Below are 19,996 nucleotides of genomic sequence, written 5' to 3'. Positions count from 1 at the left end.
AAGACGGCTAGTCTTGTTGCTTAAGCTGTCGCTGGAGCGCTACCAGCCGCTGGGCCGGTTGTGCCAGCAGAGTTACCAAAGATGGTCGGTGGAGGCGGCAATGGTGCACGCGGTGGACGGCCTTCCATGATGTCCGTAATTTGATCGGCATCAATGGTTTCCCATTCGAGCAAAGCAGTAACCATCGCTTCAACCTTATCGCGACTACTTTCTAGAATCGATCTAGCTAAGGCATATTGACTATCAATCAGCGTACGAATCTCAAAGTCCACTTTTTGTTGTGTCAACTCAGAAACGGTCTTGGTGCTGTTGCGCCCGAAAATACTTTCAGACTCAGTATCAACGTAAACCATCGTACCTAAGCTATCACTCATACCGTAACGGGTCACCATATCGCGCGCCAGTTTAGTAGCACGCTCAAAGTCATTGGAGGCACCGGTACTCGACGAGTGTAAAAAGATTTCTTCTGCAGCACGGCCACCAAACAAAATAGCCAAGTCTTCCATCATGCGATCTTTGTACAGATTGACCCGATCAAATTCTGGCAACTGCCAAGTTACACCTAATGCCATACCGCGCGGCATGATGGTGACCTTATGCACTGGGTCTGCCTTAGGCAAGCTCTTAGCTACAACTGCATGGCCAGCCTCGTGATAAGCGGTATTACGACGCTCTTCTTCACGCATGACGGCAGACTTACGCTCAGGACCCATATAGATCTTGTCTTTAGCGTCTTCAAAGTCTTTCATTTCGACTGAACGTTTATTGCGACGCGCAGCAAACAAGGCAGCTTCATTAACTAAGTTGGCTAAGTCAGCACCGGAGAATCCTGGGGTGCCACGTGCTAGTACTGCAGCATTGACATCAGGATCAATCGGTACCTTACGCATATGCACTTGCAAGATCTGCTCGCGACCCCGAATGTCTGGCAAGCCTACGTGTACTTGACGATCGAAACGACCTGGACGCAATAAGGCTTTATCTAATACATCGGAACGGTTAGTAGCAGCCACAACGATCACGCCACTATTACTTTCAAAACCATCCATCTCAACGAGCATTTGGTTTAAGGTTTGTTCGCGCTCATCATTACCGCCGCCCATACCAGCACCACGATGACGACCTACCGCATCGATCTCATCAATAAAGATAATGCACGGTGAATTTTTCTTAGCGTTCTCAAACATATCGCGGACGCGAGACGCACCGACACCCACAAACATTTCTACGAAATCAGAACCCGAGATCGAGAAGAAAGGAACCTTAGCTTCGCCCGCAATGGCACGTGCCAAGAGGGTTTTACCAGTACCTGGAGGGCCAACGAGTAGTACGCCGTGCGGAATGCGTCCACCAAGCTTTTGAAACTTCTGGGGATCTTTCAGGAAGTCAACCAACTCATAGACTTCTTCTTTGGCTTCATCGCAACCAGCAACATCAGCAAAAGTAACAGTATTGCTATTTTCATCAATGAGACGGGCTTTGGATTTACCAAAGGAGAATGCCCCGCCTTTACCGCCACCTTGCATTTGGCGCATCATGAAAAACCAAAAGCCAATGATCAATAAGGTTGGTCCGAGATAATACAAAGCAGATACCAACATATTGGGTTCATCATCTGCTTTACCAGTAACTTGTACGCCGTACTTCATTAAGTCACCCACCATCCAGATATCCCCTGGAGAAATGATGGAGTATTTAGTACCGTCAGCTGGCGTGACTTGTAATGTGCGGCCTTGTACATCAACGCGCTTCACTTTTCCAGCCTTAGCGTCATCCATGAATTGGGAGTACGTGACTTGCGTTTGTTCCTTGGGCTTATCAAACTGTTTAAAAACAGTAAATAGCACCAGGCCCACGATGAGCCACACGCCGATTTTTTGGAACATATTGCTGTTCATATTGCCGTTCAAGTTAATTCCTTTTCTGGATGTATCCAGGAAATAAGCACATTGCTTCCTATGTATTTGATTCTACTACCACCCTTTTTCAAGGTCTAATGGCATATTTATTTAATAAACCCCTGTATTTAAGGGGGTTATTGGGGGGTTCTAATCCCTTTTAGCGCTGATTTTCAGTGCCTACTGTGTGATTACTAACTGCTTATTTAGGGGGTTTTAAGTTTCGGCCTAAGAGGAAGATCTCTGAAGAACGAGCGCGAGAGGCCTTGGGCTTTCTGGAAGCGACTGTTTTGAAGACCTTTTTGAAGGATTCCACGATCTGGCTATAGCCACTGCCGTTAAAGCATTTGATCAGTAAAGCTCCCTCGGGCTTGAGATGATCTATCGCAAAATCGAGGGCAATCTCAGCCAAAAAGGCCATCCGCGCAGCATCTGCCACACCGACTCCGGATAGGTTTGGCGCCATATCCGATAGAACCAAATCAACCTTGCCTTCTGCACTCTTCGGTAAAAGTGCTTTGAGGGCATTGAGACCTTCTTCCTCCCGAAAGTCGCCCTGGATAAAACTGACGTCAGCAATATCTTCCATGGGCAAGATATCTATGGCAATGATTTGACCATCGGGTTTGCCAGACTCAATCTGAGGATTGCTCTTACCAAGTTCAGTTAAACGGTTGCGTGCGTATTGAGACCAACTCCCAGGGGCGCTCCCCAAGTCAATAATGGTCATGCCTGCTTGTATGAGGTGATCTTGCTCGTCAATTTCACTGAGCTTATAAACCGCTCTAGCGCGATAGCCCTCTTTCTGAGCCATCTTCACATAGGGATCGCTTAGATGATCCTGCAACCAACTTTTATTAAATTTATTCTTTGCCACAACTTACCCACTTTCGCCCTACATTTTCCTAGTTTTAGTCCTCTAAAGCAAAAGGAATCGATCTAAAAACTGGCAAATCTAGTCTAAACGGGCTTTTTATGTAGTCAATGCTCTATCATCGAGCCCATGACTGCACTGACTATCACTCCCGCACAACGCAAATCCCTCAAAGCTGATGCCCATGACTTAAGTCCTGTCGTCATGATCGGTGGTGGTGGCTTAACGCCTGCTGTGATCAAAGAAGCCAAACTTGCGATTAGCCATCATGGACTGATTAAGGTGCGCGTATTTGGTGATGATCGTGAAGCACGCGTTGCCATTTATGAAGCGCTCTGCGACAAACTCGATGCTGCGCCAGTTCAACATATTGGCAAATTACTGGTCATCTGGAGACCAAAAGATGTAGTCGATGAAGCGTTTTCCAATCTCGGCAGATCTTCTAAGCAGACTAAGAAATCATTGCAGGCGCCACGCACGAAACGCCAGCCTAACCGCGCACCGACCAAATCGGGCATCCGCACCAGCAGCTCAGAAAGATCTGAGCGTCGCTCTGCCTCCAATGCGGCACCCTTTGCTCGTGCTGCAGCCGTAAAATCTGCTACCCCGAAGAAACGCGTACTGCGTTCTGAAGCTGCTGAATCAAAAATTGGTTGGTCATCACCAGGTTATCGCAAAGCGTCAGCTGCACCGGCACCCATTAAGAAACGTAAGGTTCGAATGAGCAGTAATAAGAAAAAATCACTTGGGTCTTAATAGACTTAAGTCATCCGAAGAACGCCGCTAGCCGGCGTTTTTTATTGCCTGAGTTAGATAACTCAGTTAGATCACTAAGTTAGAAGATTATGGATTTGGCTTTGTAAGACGCCACACCAAATAGATGCCTAGGGCACTCTGCAGCAGAAACAAGATGCTAGAAACACCGTGGAGTGTTCTAAACAAATCGGCAGATGGAGATAGCATCACTGGCATGCCTTCTAGCAAAGCCTGATCACGCAAGGTATCTAACCAAGGGATCATGACAAATGAAGCTGCAGCTGCGCAAATTAACATGCCCAGCAGAATTAAGCGAATGATCTTGTACTGAGCTAGGCCACGCGTAACAAGCAAGTTTGCGAGCACCATGAGAGCAATGCAAATAATGATACTGAGATAGGCTTCAGCTTTAAAGACGCTACCAGCAACCATGCCGGCTACTTGACGATCAGTCAGGGTATTAAAGATTGCTGGAGCAACTAGATAGCCAACAGCAAGAATACTGCCAACCCAGAGACCGGCAATTAAGATAAAGAGTCGTTGCGCTCCAGGATGCTTTGGAGCAGTTGCGTTCTGCACTGGGTTTCTCTAGAGATGATTCTTAGACGTAGCGAACTGCCAGAATCTCGACTTCACGATTGCCACCGGGGGCCTGGACACCCACAACATCGCCCTCCTCCTTGCCAATCAAGGCGCGGGCAATCGGAGAGCTAATGGAGATTTTACTTACAGCGATATCGGCCTCATCGTCACCCACAATCTGATAAGTGAGTTTAGTGCCATCTTCGAGGTCTTCCAGATCAACAGTAGCGCCAAACACAATCCGACCAGAAACATCGAGTGTGGCTGGATCAATAATCTGCGCTGCAGATAACTTGCTTTCAAGATCCTGGATACGGCCTTCAATGAAGCCCTGCTTTTCTTTAGCGGCATCGTACTCGGCATTCTCAGAGAGATCGCCTTGGGCACGCGCCTCAGAAATCGAGATGATGACTGCTGGACGTTCAATATGCTTCAGACGGTGCAGTTCCTCTTTGAGAAGTTCTGCACCGCGTTTGGTAATGGGAATTGTGCTCATACTGCCAACCTAACTTAAATTCGTGCGCACGATTGCGCTAATAAAAGTTGATTTTAGATTAAATGAGCTTTTGATGTAAGTCCTGCAAGGAATAAACCTCTAGAGACTCTTTGCTGCCTTTTTGGGAGGCCAACAAACCATCCATTACTGCACGGGCTGCACTAATTGTCGTGTAGTAAGTGACGCCATTAGCCTGGGAGGTAGTCCGGATAGATCTTGAGTCGGCAATCGCAGTACGGGTCTCATCCACTGTCGTAAATACGAGGGAAATTTCACCATTTTTGATGAGATCCACAATATGAGGACGACCATCTTTGACTTTATTGACTAAGCGCACTGGTAAACCAGCAGCTTCGATGGCAGCGGCAGTTCCTTTGGTTGCAACCATTGGGAAACCGAGTTGATGCAAAAGCTTAGCAACTTCAATTGCTTTGGGCTTATCACTATCTTTTACTGTCAGCAGCACTGTTCCGCTCTTGGGCAGTTTGATACCAGCGCCTAATTGCGACTTAAAGAGTGCTTCACCAAAGGTCTTGCCCACACCCATCACTTCGCCAGTAGAACGCATCTCTGGTCCGAGGATGGGATCAATTCCTGGAAACTTATTGAATGGGAATACCGCCTCTTTAACCGAGAAGTATGGCGGCTTCACCTCAGCCTTAATGCCCTGCTGCTCTAGTGTTTGACCAACCATACAGCGCGCTGCAATCTTAGCCAATTGCAGGCCGGTTGCTTTGGAAACAAAAGGTACGGTGCGAGAAGCACGAGGATTGACTTCCAGAACATAGATAACATCCTTGCCATCCACATTCTGAATCGCAAACTGCACGTTCATCAAGCCAATGACATTTAAGCCAGCAGCCATCGCAGCAGTTTGACGTTTAATCTCTTCTACCGTCTCATCGGATAAAGAATATGGGGGCAATGAGCATGCTGAGTCACCAGAGTGAACGCCCGCCTGCTCGATATGTTCCATCACGCCACCAATAAAGACCTTAGAGCCATCCCGAATGCAATCCACATCACACTCAATCGCATCATTGAGGAAGCGATCTAGCAATACTGGAGAATCGTGAGAGACCTTGACAGCCTCGCGCATATAGCGTTCTAGGTCTCGGCCATCATGAACAATCTCCATCGCGCGACCACCCAATACATAGGAAGGACGTACTACCAATGGGTAGCCAATTTCTTCAGCAAGAACCAGCGCCTCAGGTTCTGTGCGTGCAGTACGGTTTGGCGGTTGACGCAAACCTAAGCCTTGTAATAGTTTTTGAAAACGTTCGCGGTCTTCTGCAGCGTCAATCATGTCTGGCGAGGTACCAATAATCGGTACGCCATTGCGCTCAAGATCCAAAGCGAGTTTCAAAGGAGTTTGACCACCGTACTGAACGATCACACCTTTGGGTTTCTCTTTAGCAACGATTTCTAATACGTCTTCTAGCGTCAGTGGCTCAAAATACAAGCGATCGGACGTATCGTAGTCAGTCGAAACGGTTTCTGGGTTGCAGTTCACCATGATGGTTTCATAACCATCTTCGCGCATTGCTAGAGCAGCATGTACGCAGCAATAGTCAAACTCGATGCCTTGACCAATTCGGTTAGGCCCGCCACCCAATACCATGATCTTATCTTTGGAAGTGGGATTCGATTCGCATTCGCCGTGCTCTGCTTCATAGGTGGAATACAAGTAGGCAGTATTGGTTGAGAACTCGGCAGCGCAAGTGTCAACGCGCTTATAGATAGGAAACACTTTTAAGCGATGACGGCTTGTGCGCACAGCCGTGGCATCCACACCCAATAATTTCGCTAAACGACGATCAGAAAAACCCTTCTGCTTTACAAAACGTAGTTCTGCTGCCGTCAGACTATCAAGCTTACGCTTCTTGAGTTCCGCTTCGACAGTAATCAGTTCTTCAATTTGCTCTAAGAACCAAGGATCAATTTTGGTTTCGGCATAGACCTCATCTAAGCTCATTCCCATACGGAAGGCATCAGCCAAGTACCAAATACGATCTGGGCCTGGCTCATTGATTTCATTCACGATGTCGTCAAGATCAGTAGAAAATTCATCCAAGCCATCGACACCAACCTCAAGGCCACGTAGGGCTTTCTGGAAAGACTCCTGGAAAGTGCGGCCAATAGCCATCACTTCACCAACCGATTTCATCTGGGTGGTTAAACGAGAATCTGCTTGCGGAAATTTCTCAAAAGCAAAACGCGGAATCTTCGTCACTACATAATCGATTGAAGGCTCAAACGATGCTGGGGTTGCGCCGCCAGTAATATCGTTCTTCAGTTCATCTAGGGTGTAGCCAACAGCCAACTTCGCCGCAATCTTGGCAATTGGAAAACCGGTTGCTTTAGAAGCCAGTGCAGATGAACGCGATACCCGTGGGTTCATCTCAATCACAATCATGCGGCCGTCTTCTGGGTTAATAGAGAACTGCACGTTTGATCCGCCAGTATCAACACCGATTTCACGCAGAACCGCAATCGATGCATTACGCATGATTTGATACTCTTTATCCGTCAGGGTTTGTGCCGGAGCAACTGTGATCGAGTCACCAGTGTGCACACCCATCGGGTCCAAGTTTTCAATCGAGCAAACAATGATGCAGTTGTCATTACGATCACGCACCACTTCCATCTCAAATTCTTTCCAGCCCAAGAGTGATTCTTCAATCAGCAGTTCACGGGTTGGCGATAGATCAAGACCACGTTTGCAGATCTCTTCAAACTCTTCACGGTTGTAAGCAATGCCACCGCCTGATCCACCCATGGTGAATGAAGGACGAATCACCACTGGGAAACCAGAGCTATCAGCCTCTTGCTGAATGCGCTGTTGCACTTCGAGCGCCTCTTCCATCGTATGCGCAATGCCGGATTTAGCAGAGCCAAGACCAATCTTAGTCATCGCCTCTTTAAATTTCTGACGATCTTCAGCTTTATCAATGGCTTCTGGTGAAGCGCCGATTAATTCGCAGCCGTACTTTTTCAATACACCGTGACGATGTAAATCTAAAGCGCAATTCAAGGCAGTTTGTCCACCCATAGTTGGCAAAATTGCGTCTGGCTTTTCAGTGGCAATAATGCGCTCGACAACTTCCCAGGTAATGGGTTCGATGTAAGTCACATCGGCCATCTCTGGATCAGTCATGATGGTTGCAGGATTGCTGTTGACCAAAATGACTTTGTAACCTTCATCGCGCAAAGCCTTACAAGCCTGCGCACCGGAGTAGTCAAACTCACAGGCTTGTCCAATCACAATCGGACCTGCACCAATAATCAGGATGCTCTGAATGTCGCTACGCTTAGGCATTATTTGCCTCCCTTGTTGCTAGCATTCATGAGCTCCACAAAATGATCGAATAAATAGGCAATGTCGTGAGGTCCGGGCGAGGCTTCTGGGTGACCCTGGAAACAGAATGCAGGCTTGTCTTTCCAAGCCAGACCTTGCAGTGAGCCGTCAAATAATGAAACGTGGGTGACTCGAATGTTCTCAGGTAAGGTTTTCACATCAACTGCAAAACCATGGTTCTGTGAAGTAATGGCTACGCGCCCAGTATCTAAGTCTTTAACAGGATGGTTAGCGCCATGATGACCAAACTTCATCTTCAGAGTTTTAGCACCAGCTGCTAAGCCCATAATTTGATGGCCTAAGCAGATACCAAAAGTAGGAACGCCCTTGGCAATAATTTCTTTGGCGGCAGCTATGGCGTAATCACAAGGCTGGGGATCGCCAGGACCGTTGGAGAAAAACACCCCATCGGGATTCATGGCGAGCACTTCTGCTGCACTTGTTTGTGCTGGCACTACTGTTAGTTCGCAAGCACGCTCCGTGAGCATGCGCAAAATATTATGTTTGACACCAAAGTCATAGGCAACGACTTTTTTAGTCGGCTTGCTAGTGTTCAATGTTCTGTATGCAGGCTTACCTTCTGGGCCATGGAGTTCCCATTCTGCTTCACGCCAAGGATAAGATTTTTTGGTGCTCACGACTTTAGCCAAATCCAAGCCAGCCATTCCAGGGAAGGCTTTAGCTAGATCAAGGGCTTTTTTGCCTAAGGCCTCATAGTCATCACCCAATTTGCCAGCAACGATAGCTCCAGACTGTGCTCCCTTGTCCCGCAGGATACGGGTTAATTTGCGAGTATCGATTCCAGCAATGCCAGGCACACCTGCTTTAGCAAGGTAGCTATCTAAGCTTCCTTCTGAGCGGAAATTAGAAACACGCTTCGGTAAATCTTTGATCACTAGGCCAGCAGCATGAATCTGATTTGACTCTGCATCTTGTGCATTGATGCCAACGTTGCCGATATGAGGATAAGTGAGGGTCACAATCTGACGGCAGTAACTCGGGTCAGTAATGATCTCTTGATAGCCGGTTAATGCGGTATTGAAAACAACTTCGCCCGTAGTTTCGCCGGTGGCGCCAATGCTAAATCCGGGAAAAAGAGTGCCGTCGGCTAAGGCCAACACGGCGGGAGGAAAAGAAGGAAGCAAGGGTGACAAACCATCTCCAGTCCCTGCTCCATCCGACGCTCAAAACCCCCAAAAAGACCAACCCGAGGCTTGTGTATGCGGGAGGTGAGTGTCTTTAAGCGCTAGGGTAATTTAATTAGTTTCGAACCTTGCAATCATACCAGTTTTGCTCGTAAACCCTTAAATACCCGCCCAAATGAGCCTTTGAGGGAGTTTAGGCCTTGGCGCTTTGCTCGATGATGGTCTTGATTTGCGCCAGAACAGTTTGGTCTTCCATGGTGCTGATATCACCAGGATCACGACCTTCTGCCACTGCTTGCAAAGCGCGACGCACAATCTTGCCAGAACGGGTCTTGGGCAACGCTGTCACCACATAAACCCGTCCAGGTCTTGCAATGGCACCTAACTGGCTATCAACGGTCTTCATGCATTCTTTTTCTAGATTCTCTGCTTTATTAGCATCTTTTGGAATCACAAATGCAATCGCAGCCTGGCCTTTGAGTTTGTCTTCAATACCGACAACGGCAACTTCTGAGACATTAGGATGACTCGAAATACTTTCCTCAATCTCGCGAGTTCCAAGACGATGTCCTGCAACGTTGATAACGTCATCGGTACGACCCAAGATGAAGAAGTAACCATCTTTATCTTTAATGCCCCAGTCAAATGTGGAGTAGATCAACTTACCCGGAATCGTTTCCCAATAGGTGCTGATAAAGCGCTTGTCATCGCCCCACACGGTTTGCATACAGCCTGGAGGCAATGGGCCTTCAATGGCGATCACGCCCTTCTGGTCCGGGCCCAGCTCTTCTGAAGTGGCATCGTCCAGCAGCTTCATGTTGTAACCAAAAGATGGCACGCCCGGTGAGCCAAACTTATGGGGCATCACTTCAACGCCTCGCTGAATAGCGAGTATTGGCCAACCGGTTTCTGTTTGCCAGTAGTTATCCACAATGGGTTTTTTAATTGCATCATGAATCCAACTTGCCGTAGGCTCATCTAATGGTTCGCCTGCCAAGAACAAGGTGCGCAATGATGAGAGATCATGTTTGGTTAAGAAAGCAGGATCTTGTTTTTTGAGAACACGCACTGCTGTTGGTGCAGAGAACATCACTGAAACTTTGTATTTGGCTACCAATTCCCACCAGATACCTGCATCCGGTTGCAATGGCGTACCTTCATACATGATCGTTGCCATGCCATTGAGCAATGGTCCATAAATAATGTAGCTGTGACCGACTACCCAACCAATATCGGAGGTAGTGAACATGGTTTCGCCAGCCTTGCCACAGAAGATATGGTTCATGGAGGACATCAGGGCAACTGCATAACCGCCCGTATCGCGTTGCACGCCTTTGGGTTTACCGGTAGTGCCAGAGGTGTAAAGAATGTATGAAGGATGAGTGGCATCTACCCATTCGACGGGCACGATGTCATTCAAATGCCTTTGACGCTCAGACGCATAGTCTAAATCTCTACCAGCTACGCTGACAAATTCAGATAAGCCACGATTAACGAGCAAAACCTTTTCAGGTTTGTAGCTTGCCAAAGTAATCGCTTCATCTAAGAGCGGTTTGTATGGCACTACCTTTCCACCACGCATACCCGCTTCAGATGTCACAATCATTTTTGGCTTGGCATCATCAATTCGAGTCGCCAAACTATGTGAAGCAAATCCACCAAACACGACAGAGTGAATTGCACCAATCCGCGCACAAGCGAGCATTGCAAAGCAAGCTTCTGCAATCATCGGCATATAAATTAAAACCCGATCGCCCTTTTGAATGCCGTTGGCCTTGTAAATAGCGGCCATCCGATTGACTTCTTCGTAGAGCTCTTGAAAGGTATACGCCTTCTCGATATTGGTTTCGGTTGAAACAGCAACCAGGGCAATTTGATTAGGTCGCTCTTTTACGTGACGATCTACTGCGTTGTAACAAAGATTGGTGAGTCCGCCCTCAAACCATTTTGCAAATGGGGGATTGTCGTAATTGAGAACTTTGTCGAATGGTTTTTCCCAATGAATTAACTTGGCTTGCTCACCCCAAAATCCATCTGGGTCTTTAATGGAGCGTTCATGATGTGCTTTATAGGACATGGTCAACCTAATCTAAAAGTTACTGAAATTACTGAAGCTACTTAATATTCGCACTCCCTTTGGTATTGGAGGAAGCTGAACTACTATTTTTCGCAGATTTTGCAAGTCCTGTCGATGCGGATTTATGCTGAGATGCAGCATTTTTGGCAGAAGAATTACCCTTAGTCTTGGTAGAAACGCATTTGGTGCTTTGGCCAGTCTTGGCTGACTTTCCGCACTTGGCAGCTGGCGGAGCTGGTTTTTCGAGGCTTAAGCTAGCGTTTTCAGCCATTGCCGTAGAAACATCACCAGCCCGACTGCTGGTTTTAGGGATCAGCACGGTAGAACCAGCCTTGATGCGCATCCCCTTTGGAATGCCGTTTACAGATCTCAAGGCATCCACATCTACCCCGAGAGTTTTAGCGGCCTGGTCAACGCTCTCCGTTTTACTAATTTTTACTGCAGTCCATGAAGACAGTGGTTTGTTGTAACTCTTGAGATTGGCCTGAAATATTTCTGCATGGGCAAACGGCAACAAAATCTGTTGATTGGCATTGCTCAATATCACTGGCTTATTAAATGAGGGATTGAGATTATGAAATTCTTCTTCAGGGATCTCAGCAAGTTTGATAACAACTGCCACATCGATATCGTTATCAATATCCAATGCCACAAAGTATGGATGGTTTTCTAATTCAGGTAAAACAATTCCATAAGCCTGTGGATCTAAAACAATTTGACGATAGGCCATGAGTTTGGGAACGTAGTTACGCGTTTCCTTTGGCATGGTCAAGCTCTCGTAATTAACAGGCAAGCCAACAGCTAGATTGCGTTTTTGCGCCTTAGAAATATTCCCAGCACCCCAGTTATAAGCTGCCAGTGCAAGCTCCCAACTGCCGAACTGGTTATATAAACGCTGGAGGTAATCTAGAGCAGCATCAGTAGATTGCAATACATCACGACGCTCATCCCTAAAGACGTTTTGCGTCAAGCGAAAATCTTTTCCGGTTGCTGGCATGAACTGCCATAAACCCACCGCCTTGGCACTGGATTTAGCGTTAGTGACAAAAGCGCTTTCGACAAATGGCAATAATGCAATTTCAGTGGGCATATTGCGGGCATTCACTTCTTGCACGATGTAAAACAAATAGCGTGAAGAGCGTGTCATTGAGCGATTAACATAATCCGGTCTTGCGCTGAGCCACCGCACCTGCTCAATTTCTATAGGAGAGTTCATGGGCTCCATCTGGAAACCATCCCGAATCCGAATCCATAAGTTATCGGATGGCGCATAAACCTGACTGACTGATTGGTTCTTGAGGTTTACGCGGGGCGCTTTAGCCGACTTTGGATTGGCTTTGGTAGAACTATCGGATGACCAGTCACCGGTACTTGCACATCCTGATAGAAAAACGGCAAGCAAGATTGCCACCATAGGCAAACGCATCAGAAGCGGTCTTTCCAAGCCCTAACGACTGCTAATACATGTGCTGGCGTGGGCAACTTCTGTTCACCAGAAACCTCTTTGGCCATTGCAATCACATCGGTTTGATCGCAACGCATAAAGGGGTTGACCTGCAGTTCTTGTCCAATGGTGGTTGGTAATGTCGGCAGATTTTGCGCTCTCAAAGCTTGTGCTTTTTCTGACCAAGAAATCAGATTTGCATTATTTGGCTCAACTGCTAAAGCAAAACGAATATTCGACAGGGTGTATTCATGAGTGCAGTACACCAGCGTATTTTTGGGTAAGGCCGCAAACTTAGCCAATGAAGTAGTCATCTGGGTTGGCGTTCCTTCAAACAAACGCCCACAGCCTGACGCAAATAAGGTATCACCACAAAGTAATATTGGCTCAAGCATATTAGCCTGCAGCTTGGCGAAATACGCAATATGAGTCAGAGTATGTCCAGGCACTTCAAATACTGTGAAACTAATCCTAGGAGCATCTATCTCTATCTCGTCATCTTCTTTGGCGATGATGGTGCGCCCTGGAATATCGGTATTGGCTGGTCCATAGACTGGAATATCAGCACCAAAACTGCGCAGTAAGTTGAGGATTCCGCCAGTATGGTCGGCATGATGGTGGGTCACCAAGATTGCCTTGAGGGCTAAGTTTTGTTGCAGCAGATAATCCTCCACCGGGCCAGAATCCCCCGGATCGACCACCAAAGCTGACTTTCCATCGTGGATACACCAGATGTAATTGTCATCAAAGGCCGGAATAGGCCAAACTTGCAATAAAGTATTCTTATCCATAGACCGATGATACCAACCCCACCCATCCCTTCTCAGATGCCTGCACCCCCATGGAGCTCTTGGGAGAAATGGCTGCAATCCCCACCAGGGCGCTATGTTCTGGCTTGGGAGCAACAGTGCTTTGACCAAATCGTCGCTGATGTCTTTGGATTCCATGCGGTACAAATTGGCTTGCCACAAATCAATACCTTGCTTGAGAACCGCATGCCTTTGCAAGTGCTCTTAATGCATTCGAATGACAGTCGTGAATATGCCGCTCGTTTTAATTGGCATCTCATCGAAGGCAATACTTCTGAGTTGCCATTTGCCAATGAAAGTTTAGATTTAGTGGTGCTTCCCCATGTTCTCGAATTTGCAGGAGACCCTCATCAAATTTTGCGCGAGGTTGATCGCGTCTTGCGTCCTGAAGGTCGCCTCATCATTTCTGGATTTAATCCAGCTAGTCTTTGGGGTGCGAGACAATACTGCAGTAGATTGATTGGTAACCCCTACTTGCCGCGTGATGGTCAATTTATTAGCCTCATTCGCATTAAAGATTGGCTGAAGCTACTCAATTTTTCATTAGATCGCGGCCACTTTGGCTGTTATAAATTTCCCCTGCAAGGCCAGTCCTCTATGGGTCGCATGGATTTCCTCGAATCCATGGGTAATCGCTGGTGGCCTATCTTTGGTGCAGTATTCTTAGTGTCAGCAATCAAACGTCAGCAAGGTATTCGCCTCATCGGCCAAATCGCACCCGTACGAATTTCGGCAATCCAACAACTCACTCCAGCGGCAGAGCGCAATCAACTTCAAGAAATCCAAGAGACAGTAAATTAGAGCAATGTCCCATACTAAATCCACGCCACACACACCTCATATCGTCATCTATACCGATGGCGCCTGCAAAGGCAACCCTGGTCCCGGTGGTTGGGGAGCGGTATTACGTTCAAGCGGACATGAAAAACACATTCATGGCGGAGAGAAACATACAACGAATAACCGCATGGAAATTAGCGCCGTCATTTTTGCCTTGCGCTCTCTTAAGCAAAGAAGCACTGTTGAACTCTGGACTGATTCTCAATACGTCCAAAAAGGGGTGACAGAATGGCTTGAGGGTTGGAAAAAACGGGGTTGGAAGACTGCCAGCAAAGATCCAGTCAAAAATGCCGATCTTTGGCAAGAATTAGATGCCCTGCTACCTGATCATGAGATCTCCTGGCATTGGGTCAGAGGCCATGATGGCCACCCCGGCAATGAACTCGCTGACCAGCTAGCCAATAAGGGTGTTGAAGAGTTTTTGCCCTAATGGCAATAATCCCCTCCAAAAGGGCCATTTAGACAGTCTTATGAGAGAATGGGCGGGACTTAAAAGCCCTAAAACGGCATAAAAACTGTATAAAAACCAAGAAAAACGAGACTGTGTCAAAAATAGAATCTTCTCTCGATAAATTATTTGCCAAATTAGTGCAAATGAAAGATGTGGGCATGGCTCGTCTATGCGCCCTGTGGAAAAAATATTCTCCCCAATTAAACCAATACATTGGTCAAGTGAAGAAATTGGATTACGCCACCGCGAAGGCTTTTGCGATCCGTTTTAAGTGGCGCATTTTGCTAGTAGTAATCATTCTTTATGCTGGATCTAAAACTTACGATTATTTCTTCCCTGCATCTGGCAAGGCGGGCGGCCCTGTAACAATCAGTTCTATCGTGGTCGAGAAAAAAGATATTCCTCTGGTCATGGAAGCATCTGGCACCATCGTTTCAGCCAATATTGTGGATATTCGCCCAATGGTGACTAATACGGTTGCCAAGATTGAAGTGAAGGATGGTCAAGAAGTAAAAGCTGGCGACCTACTCTTTGTCCTAGATGATCGTAATGACAAAGCCAATTATGAAAAGCTCAAAGCTTTAGCTGACGATGCTCAAAAACAATATTTGCGAGCAAAAGAGCTTGTAGCCAAAAACTTCATTTCTAAAGCCGGTCTTGAAACGACTTTAGCCAACGCCAAATCAGCTCAAGCTGCAGCCAGAGCTGCAGAGGTGCAACTCTCCTTTGATTACATCCGCTCACCAATCGATGGTCGTGCAGGTATTGTCAACGTCTTCCCTGGCTCTCTAGTCCAGGCAAGCAATATTGTTTCTACTGCTACTAGTTCCACAGCAACCTCGAGTGTAGGCTCGATGGTAACCATTACCCAACTCAATCCAATCAATGTTCAGTTTGTCATTCCAGAAAAAGATATCCCTGTGATGCTCGAGAACCAGTTAGATGGCGATGCAATGTCTGTCAAAGTAACAGTGGGTGAAAGTGGCAAAAAAACATACGAAGGTAAAGTTCTCGTGATTGATAATCAAGTGGACCCTTCGATTGCGGCTGTGCGCGTGAAAGCACAAATTCCGAACGACAGCAAAACCTTGTTGCCAGGCCAGTTCGCGCGCGTTTCACTAATTGCCAGCACTCTCAAAGATGCTTTAGCCATTCCCTCACAGGCTGTTGTAATTAATCCTCGCGGCAAGTTAGTTTATGTCGTCGATAAAGATGGCAAAGCAGTATCAAAGCCAATCAAAGTGGTTTATGAATACCAAGGCTCTTCTGTCGTCACTGGCATTGAAGCTGGAGACAGAGTAGTGGTTGAGGGTAAACAAAACCTACGCCCTGGTAGCAAAGTGCTTGAAGCAAAGTCCGCCCCAGCTAGCGCACCTAGTGCAAGCTCTGCACCAACTACGCCAGCGGCGCCAGCCCCTTCCGCAACTCCTTCGACTACCGATAAAAAATGACGCTCTCCGAATTATGTATTCGGCGTCCGGTAATGACGGTGCTACTATCAGTGGCCACCGTGATTGCCGGAGCAGTCGCTTATGTCAATATTCCAGTAGCGGCTTTACCTAGCTTTAATACACCGATCATCTCCGTTAGCGCCTCTCTTCCAGGCGCCTCACCAGAGAATATGGCTTCTGCAGTTGCGCTGCCATTAGAAAAAGAGTTTTCAACGATTGATGGCATCACCGTTATTAGCTCAACGAACTCTCTTGGTAGCACCAGCGTCACACTGGAATTTAATAATGATCGTGACATCGATAAAGCTGCTGTAGACGTTCAAGCAGCACTTTTGCGGGCGCAAAAAAGACTACCGATTGAGATGACTGTGCCACCGTCGTATCGCAAGATCAATCCTGCCGATACTCCGGTATTAGTGGTGCGCATGAGCTCACCTTCTATTAGTCTTTCGGATATCAATCAGTATGCTGAAAATTTACTCTCACCAAACCTCTCTACCATTAGCGGCGTTGCTCAGGTTTTGGTTTATGGTGCTAAACGTTATGCAGTGCGCGTTCAAGTACACCCAGATGCTTTAGCCAATCGCAATCTTACCGTTGACGATATTTCTGTTGCGATCAATAAGGCCAACTCGAATAGCCCTGTGGGCGTACTAGATGGGCCACGTCAAGCGATCACAATTTATGCTAATCCACAATTAGTCAGGCCTGAAGAGTTTGCCAATCTGATCGTTAGCCAGAAAAATGGTTTACCAATCTACCTTAAAGATGTTGCTGACGTCGTTGAGAGTTATGAAGATGTTAAAACCTTGGCGACCTCCCAAGGCGAGCGCTCCATTGCTATTGCGATTTTGCGACAACCAGGCGCCAATACTGTTGAAGTAGTGAAGGCTGTTAAACAGTTGTTACCTCAATTGCAAAAGCAAATGCCTGAATCCATTAGGCTTACTTTACTCAATGACCGTTCGCTCTCGATTATTGAAGCGATTCATGATGTCAATCTCACATTAGGCCTTACTGTCTTACTTGTGGTCCTGGTGATTTTCTTATTCTTGAAGCACGTTTCAGCGACAGTGATTCCTTCGATTAGTTTGCCGGTCTCACTCATTGGAGCCTTCTTCTTGCTCTACTTCATGGGGTATAGCCTAGATAACATCTCATTGCTAGGTATCACCCTAGCAGTCGGTCTAGTGGTTGACGATTCGATCGTGGTGCTAGAGAACATCATGCGCTATGTAGAGCAAGGCATGGATCCTCTGAGAGCTTCTTTAAAAGGTAGTAAGGAAGTGGGCTTTACCATCATCTCAATCTCAATTTCTTTAGTGGCAGTATTTATTCCACTCTTTTTTATGCCAGGCCCAATCGGCCTTCTCTTTAGAGAATTTGCAGTGGTTGTATCACTCTCGATTGTAGTTTCGGCGCTAGTATCCCTAACTGTAGTTCCAATGCTCTGTAGTCGCTTCTTACCAAAGCCAGGTCAGCATGCAAAAGAATATGCCATTAATAAAAAGTTTGACCGCTTTTTTGATTGGATGCTCAAGACTTACATTCATTATCTAGATCTCGCTCTTGTAAATCGCAAAAAAGTATTATGGGGTGCTATTTCCACTTTTGTAATTACTGTTGTGCTTTTTGTAAATAGTCCTAAGGGTTTCTTTCCAGAAGAGGACATTGGACAGATTTTGGCAACTACCGAAGCCTCTGAAGATATTTCTTTTAGAGCAATGCTGGCATTACAAGATCAAGCGGCAGAGCTTGTCAGTAAAGATCCAAACGTTGCCAGCTCTATCTCTGTGCTTGGTGGTGGCGCAAGTTCTGGCTACAACACAGGACGTATTTTTATCATCCTCAAACCAAAGAGTGATCGTGCCAAAATGGCAGTGATTATGGAAGGTTTGCGTAACAAGTTTAAAGAGATCCCGGGTCTACAGGTATACATGCGTCCCGTCCAGAATCTACAACTGGGCGGTAGAAGCAGTAAGAGTCGTTACCAATTTACATTGCAAAGCGTTGGGTTTGAGGGCGTCAATGAATGGGCAGATAAGCTCATGCAAAAAATGCGTGCTGACCCCATCTTCAGGGATGTTACGAGCGACTCTCAGCTAAAAGGTTTGAATGTCAAGATCGATATCAATCGAGAAAAGGCTGCTAATGCTGGTGTGAGCATCGCTGATATTCGTACTGCACTCTATTCTGTCTATGGCGAAAAGCAAGTCTCGACCATCTACACTCCAGTCAATACCTATTACGTCATATTAGAGGCTGCTATTGAAGATCGTCAGTATGAAAGCGATCTGAATAAAGTGTTTGTGCGTGGTCGTGCTACAGATAAGCTCATTCCCCTTTCTAGTCTAGCCAGCTTTACACGTACCGTTGGTCCAACAGCCGTAAATCATCAAGGACAAATTCCAGCAGTTACTTTATCCTTTAACCTAGCACCAGATGTTTTCTTAGGCGATGCTACTAAGAAAATTGAGGGGTATACCAAAGCCATTGATTTACCACCATCGATTATTACTAGTTACGGCGGGGATGCCGCAGTATTTAAGAGCAATCAATCTGGTCAGCTTATCTTGATTTTCTCTGCTCTCGGGGTGATCTATATTTTGCTTGGCGTGCTTTATGAGAGTTATATCCACCCACTCACCATTTTGGCTGGCCTACCATCTGCAGCTATTGGTGCTATCTTGGCACTACGCATCTTTGGTTTTGAACTTACGGTTATCGCTTCTATCGGCATCTTGTTGCTGATTGGTATTGTTAAGAAGAATGCAATTCTGATGATCGACTTTGCCTTAGATGCGCAACGCAATCAAGGCATGACCCCAGCGCAAGCGATTCGCGCGGCTTGTATCTTGCGTTTCCGCCCGATTATGATGACCACCTTTGCCGCTTTGATGGGTGCTATTCCAATCGCATTTGGTTTAGGTGCTGGTGCCGAGTTACGTCAACCACTGGGCATCAGCGTGGCCGGTGGCCTGATCTTCTCTCAATTTGTTACTTTGATTATTACTCCCGTGATTTATCTCTATTTAGATAAGTATGCGGGTAATGGGCCAATGGAAATTCCACCGTCGGTGCTCGAAGGAACCTAATGCGTCAAGTCATTCTCGATACCGAAACTACTGGCTTAAATCCGGCTACTGGTGATCGCATTATTGAAATCGGATGCGTTGAAATGGTGGGTCGTCGCTTAACTGACAGAACCTTCCATTACTACATTAATCCAGAGCGCGATATCGATGCTGGCGCTTTTGCCGTCCATGGTCTATCTCGTGAGTTTCTTTCTGATAAGCCAGTCTTCGCTAATATCGTAGAGCAGCTGATTGAGTTTGTTGATGGTGCTGAGATCGTCATTCATAACGCAGCCTTCGACTTGGGCTTTTTAGATAATGAATTCGCCCTCTTAAAACGTCCGCCCTTTCGCAATCTCGCTGCCAAGATCACCGATACTTTGCTCGATGCACGCCAGATGTTCCCTGGTAAGCGTAACTCTTTAGATGCGCTCTGTGAGCGTTTCTCCATCAGCAATCAACACCGTACCTTGCACGGCGCTCTATTAGATGCTCAGCTCTTAGCTGAGGTTTATGTTGCAATGACTAGAGGTCAAGAGGACCTCTCGATTGATTTAATTGACTACACCGTTGGTGCAGATGCATCCGGACATGCCAAGGCCTTGCCGACTAATTTAAAGGTGATGGCTGCGAGCGACGATGATATTGCCCAGCATGAAAAGATTCTGGCTGAAATTGCGAAGGCAAGTAAAAAGGACCCCGTATGGAGTCCTTTAAATACCCCCTCTTAAGAGTTCT

At 46.7% G+C, this 19,996-nt stretch carries 15 protein-coding genes; 6 read left to right on the top strand and 9 right to left on the bottom strand.

Translation table 11 applies throughout. The features are described from left to right. Positions 1-20: 20 nt before the first annotated feature. Both ftsH and ICN29_RS00480 read right to left on the bottom strand, forming a co-directional pair. Entirely contained in the window at positions 21-1,898 is a 1,878-nt protein-coding gene (ftsH, locus tag ICN29_RS00485) for an ATP-dependent zinc metalloprotease FtsH (RefSeq protein ID WP_216131826.1), read from the bottom strand. 202 nt (positions 1,899-2,100) lie between these two features. Then, complete coding sequence (locus ICN29_RS00480) at positions 2,101-2,775, bottom strand: RlmE family RNA methyltransferase (protein WP_216128678.1); 675 nt, start codon at positions 2,773-2,775, stop codon at positions 2,101-2,103. Positions 2,776-2,901: 126 nt separating this feature from the next. Here ICN29_RS00480 and ICN29_RS00475 point away from each other — a divergent pair, with 126 nt between their 5' ends. Then, positions 2,902-3,528: a YhbY family RNA-binding protein gene (locus ICN29_RS00475; RefSeq protein WP_216128676.1), complete on the top strand. Its 627-nt coding sequence runs from the start codon at positions 2,902-2,904 to the stop codon at positions 3,526-3,528. Positions 3,529-3,615: 87 nt separating this feature from the next. Here ICN29_RS00475 and ICN29_RS00470 read toward each other — a convergent pair whose 3' ends face one another. The 7 genes from ICN29_RS00470 to gloB form a co-directional block, all read right to left on the bottom strand. Next, positions 3,616-4,107: a DUF4149 domain-containing protein gene (locus tag ICN29_RS00470; protein WP_216128674.1), complete on the bottom strand. Its 492-nt coding sequence runs from the start codon at positions 4,105-4,107 to the stop codon at positions 3,616-3,618. A 22-nt stretch (positions 4,108-4,129) separates the two neighbouring features. Next, the gene (gene greA, locus ICN29_RS00465) at positions 4,130-4,606 is read right to left on the bottom strand and encodes a transcription elongation factor GreA (protein ID WP_216128672.1); all 477 of its coding nucleotides are present in this window, start codon (positions 4,604-4,606) and stop codon (positions 4,130-4,132) included. 58 nt (positions 4,607-4,664) lie between these two features. Further along, positions 4,665-7,928, bottom strand: a complete 3,264-nt coding sequence (gene carB / locus ICN29_RS00460; protein ID WP_216128670.1) for a carbamoyl-phosphate synthase large subunit — start codon at positions 7,926-7,928, stop codon at positions 4,665-4,667. Next, positions 7,928-9,112: a glutamine-hydrolyzing carbamoyl-phosphate synthase small subunit gene (gene carA, locus ICN29_RS00455; protein ID WP_216131823.1), complete on the bottom strand. Its 1,185-nt coding sequence runs from the start codon at positions 9,110-9,112 to the stop codon at positions 7,928-7,930. The genes carB and carA overlap by 1 nt, the downstream gene beginning before the upstream one ends. Positions 9,113-9,305: 193 nt before the next feature. Further along, on the bottom strand, positions 9,306-11,189 hold the full coding sequence (locus ICN29_RS00450; protein WP_216128668.1) for a propionate--CoA ligase: 1,884 nt from the start codon (positions 11,187-11,189) through the stop codon (positions 9,306-9,308). 37 nt (positions 11,190-11,226) lie between these two features. Continuing rightward, positions 11,227-12,615, bottom strand: a complete 1,389-nt coding sequence (locus tag ICN29_RS00445; RefSeq protein WP_216128666.1) for a transglycosylase SLT domain-containing protein — start codon at positions 12,613-12,615, stop codon at positions 11,227-11,229. Next, the gene (gene gloB / locus ICN29_RS00440; RefSeq protein ID WP_216128664.1) at positions 12,615-13,424 is read right to left on the bottom strand and encodes a hydroxyacylglutathione hydrolase; all 810 of its coding nucleotides are present in this window, start codon (positions 13,422-13,424) and stop codon (positions 12,615-12,617) included. Before gloB ends, ICN29_RS00445 begins: the two co-directional genes overlap by 1 nt. 6 nt (positions 13,425-13,430) lie before the next feature. On the opposite strand from gloB, the gene ICN29_RS00435 reads away from it, so the two are divergent. From ICN29_RS00435 to dnaQ, 5 genes are all read left to right on the top strand, one after another. Continuing rightward, positions 13,431-14,243: a class I SAM-dependent methyltransferase gene (locus ICN29_RS00435; RefSeq protein ID WP_216128662.1), complete on the top strand. Its 813-nt coding sequence runs from the start codon at positions 13,431-13,433 to the stop codon at positions 14,241-14,243. A 4-nt stretch (positions 14,244-14,247) separates the two neighbouring features. Continuing rightward, positions 14,248-14,712, top strand: a complete 465-nt coding sequence (gene rnhA, locus ICN29_RS00430; RefSeq protein WP_216128660.1) for a ribonuclease HI — start codon at positions 14,248-14,250, stop codon at positions 14,710-14,712. A gap of 113 nt (positions 14,713-14,825) precedes the next feature. Beyond that, entirely contained in the window at positions 14,826-16,184 is a 1,359-nt protein-coding gene (locus tag ICN29_RS00425) for an efflux RND transporter periplasmic adaptor subunit (protein WP_216128658.1), read from the top strand. Continuing rightward, entirely contained in the window at positions 16,181-19,279 is a 3,099-nt protein-coding gene (locus ICN29_RS00420; RefSeq protein ID WP_216128656.1) for an efflux RND transporter permease subunit, read from the top strand. Before ICN29_RS00425 ends, ICN29_RS00420 begins: the two co-directional genes overlap by 4 nt. Further along, complete coding sequence (gene dnaQ / locus ICN29_RS00415) at positions 19,279-19,989, top strand: DNA polymerase III subunit epsilon (RefSeq protein WP_216128654.1); 711 nt, start codon at positions 19,279-19,281, stop codon at positions 19,987-19,989. Before ICN29_RS00420 ends, dnaQ begins: the two co-directional genes overlap by 1 nt. Positions 19,990-19,996 lie beyond the last annotated feature (7 nt).

Origin of the sequence: Polynucleobacter nymphae (genome assembly GCF_018882155.1) — a bacterium.
GTDB lineage: Bacteria > Pseudomonadota > Gammaproteobacteria > Burkholderiales > Burkholderiaceae > Polynucleobacter > Polynucleobacter nymphae.
Note: the sequence above shows the minus strand (reverse complement) of the source record. Positions and strands in the feature narration are given on the sequence as shown.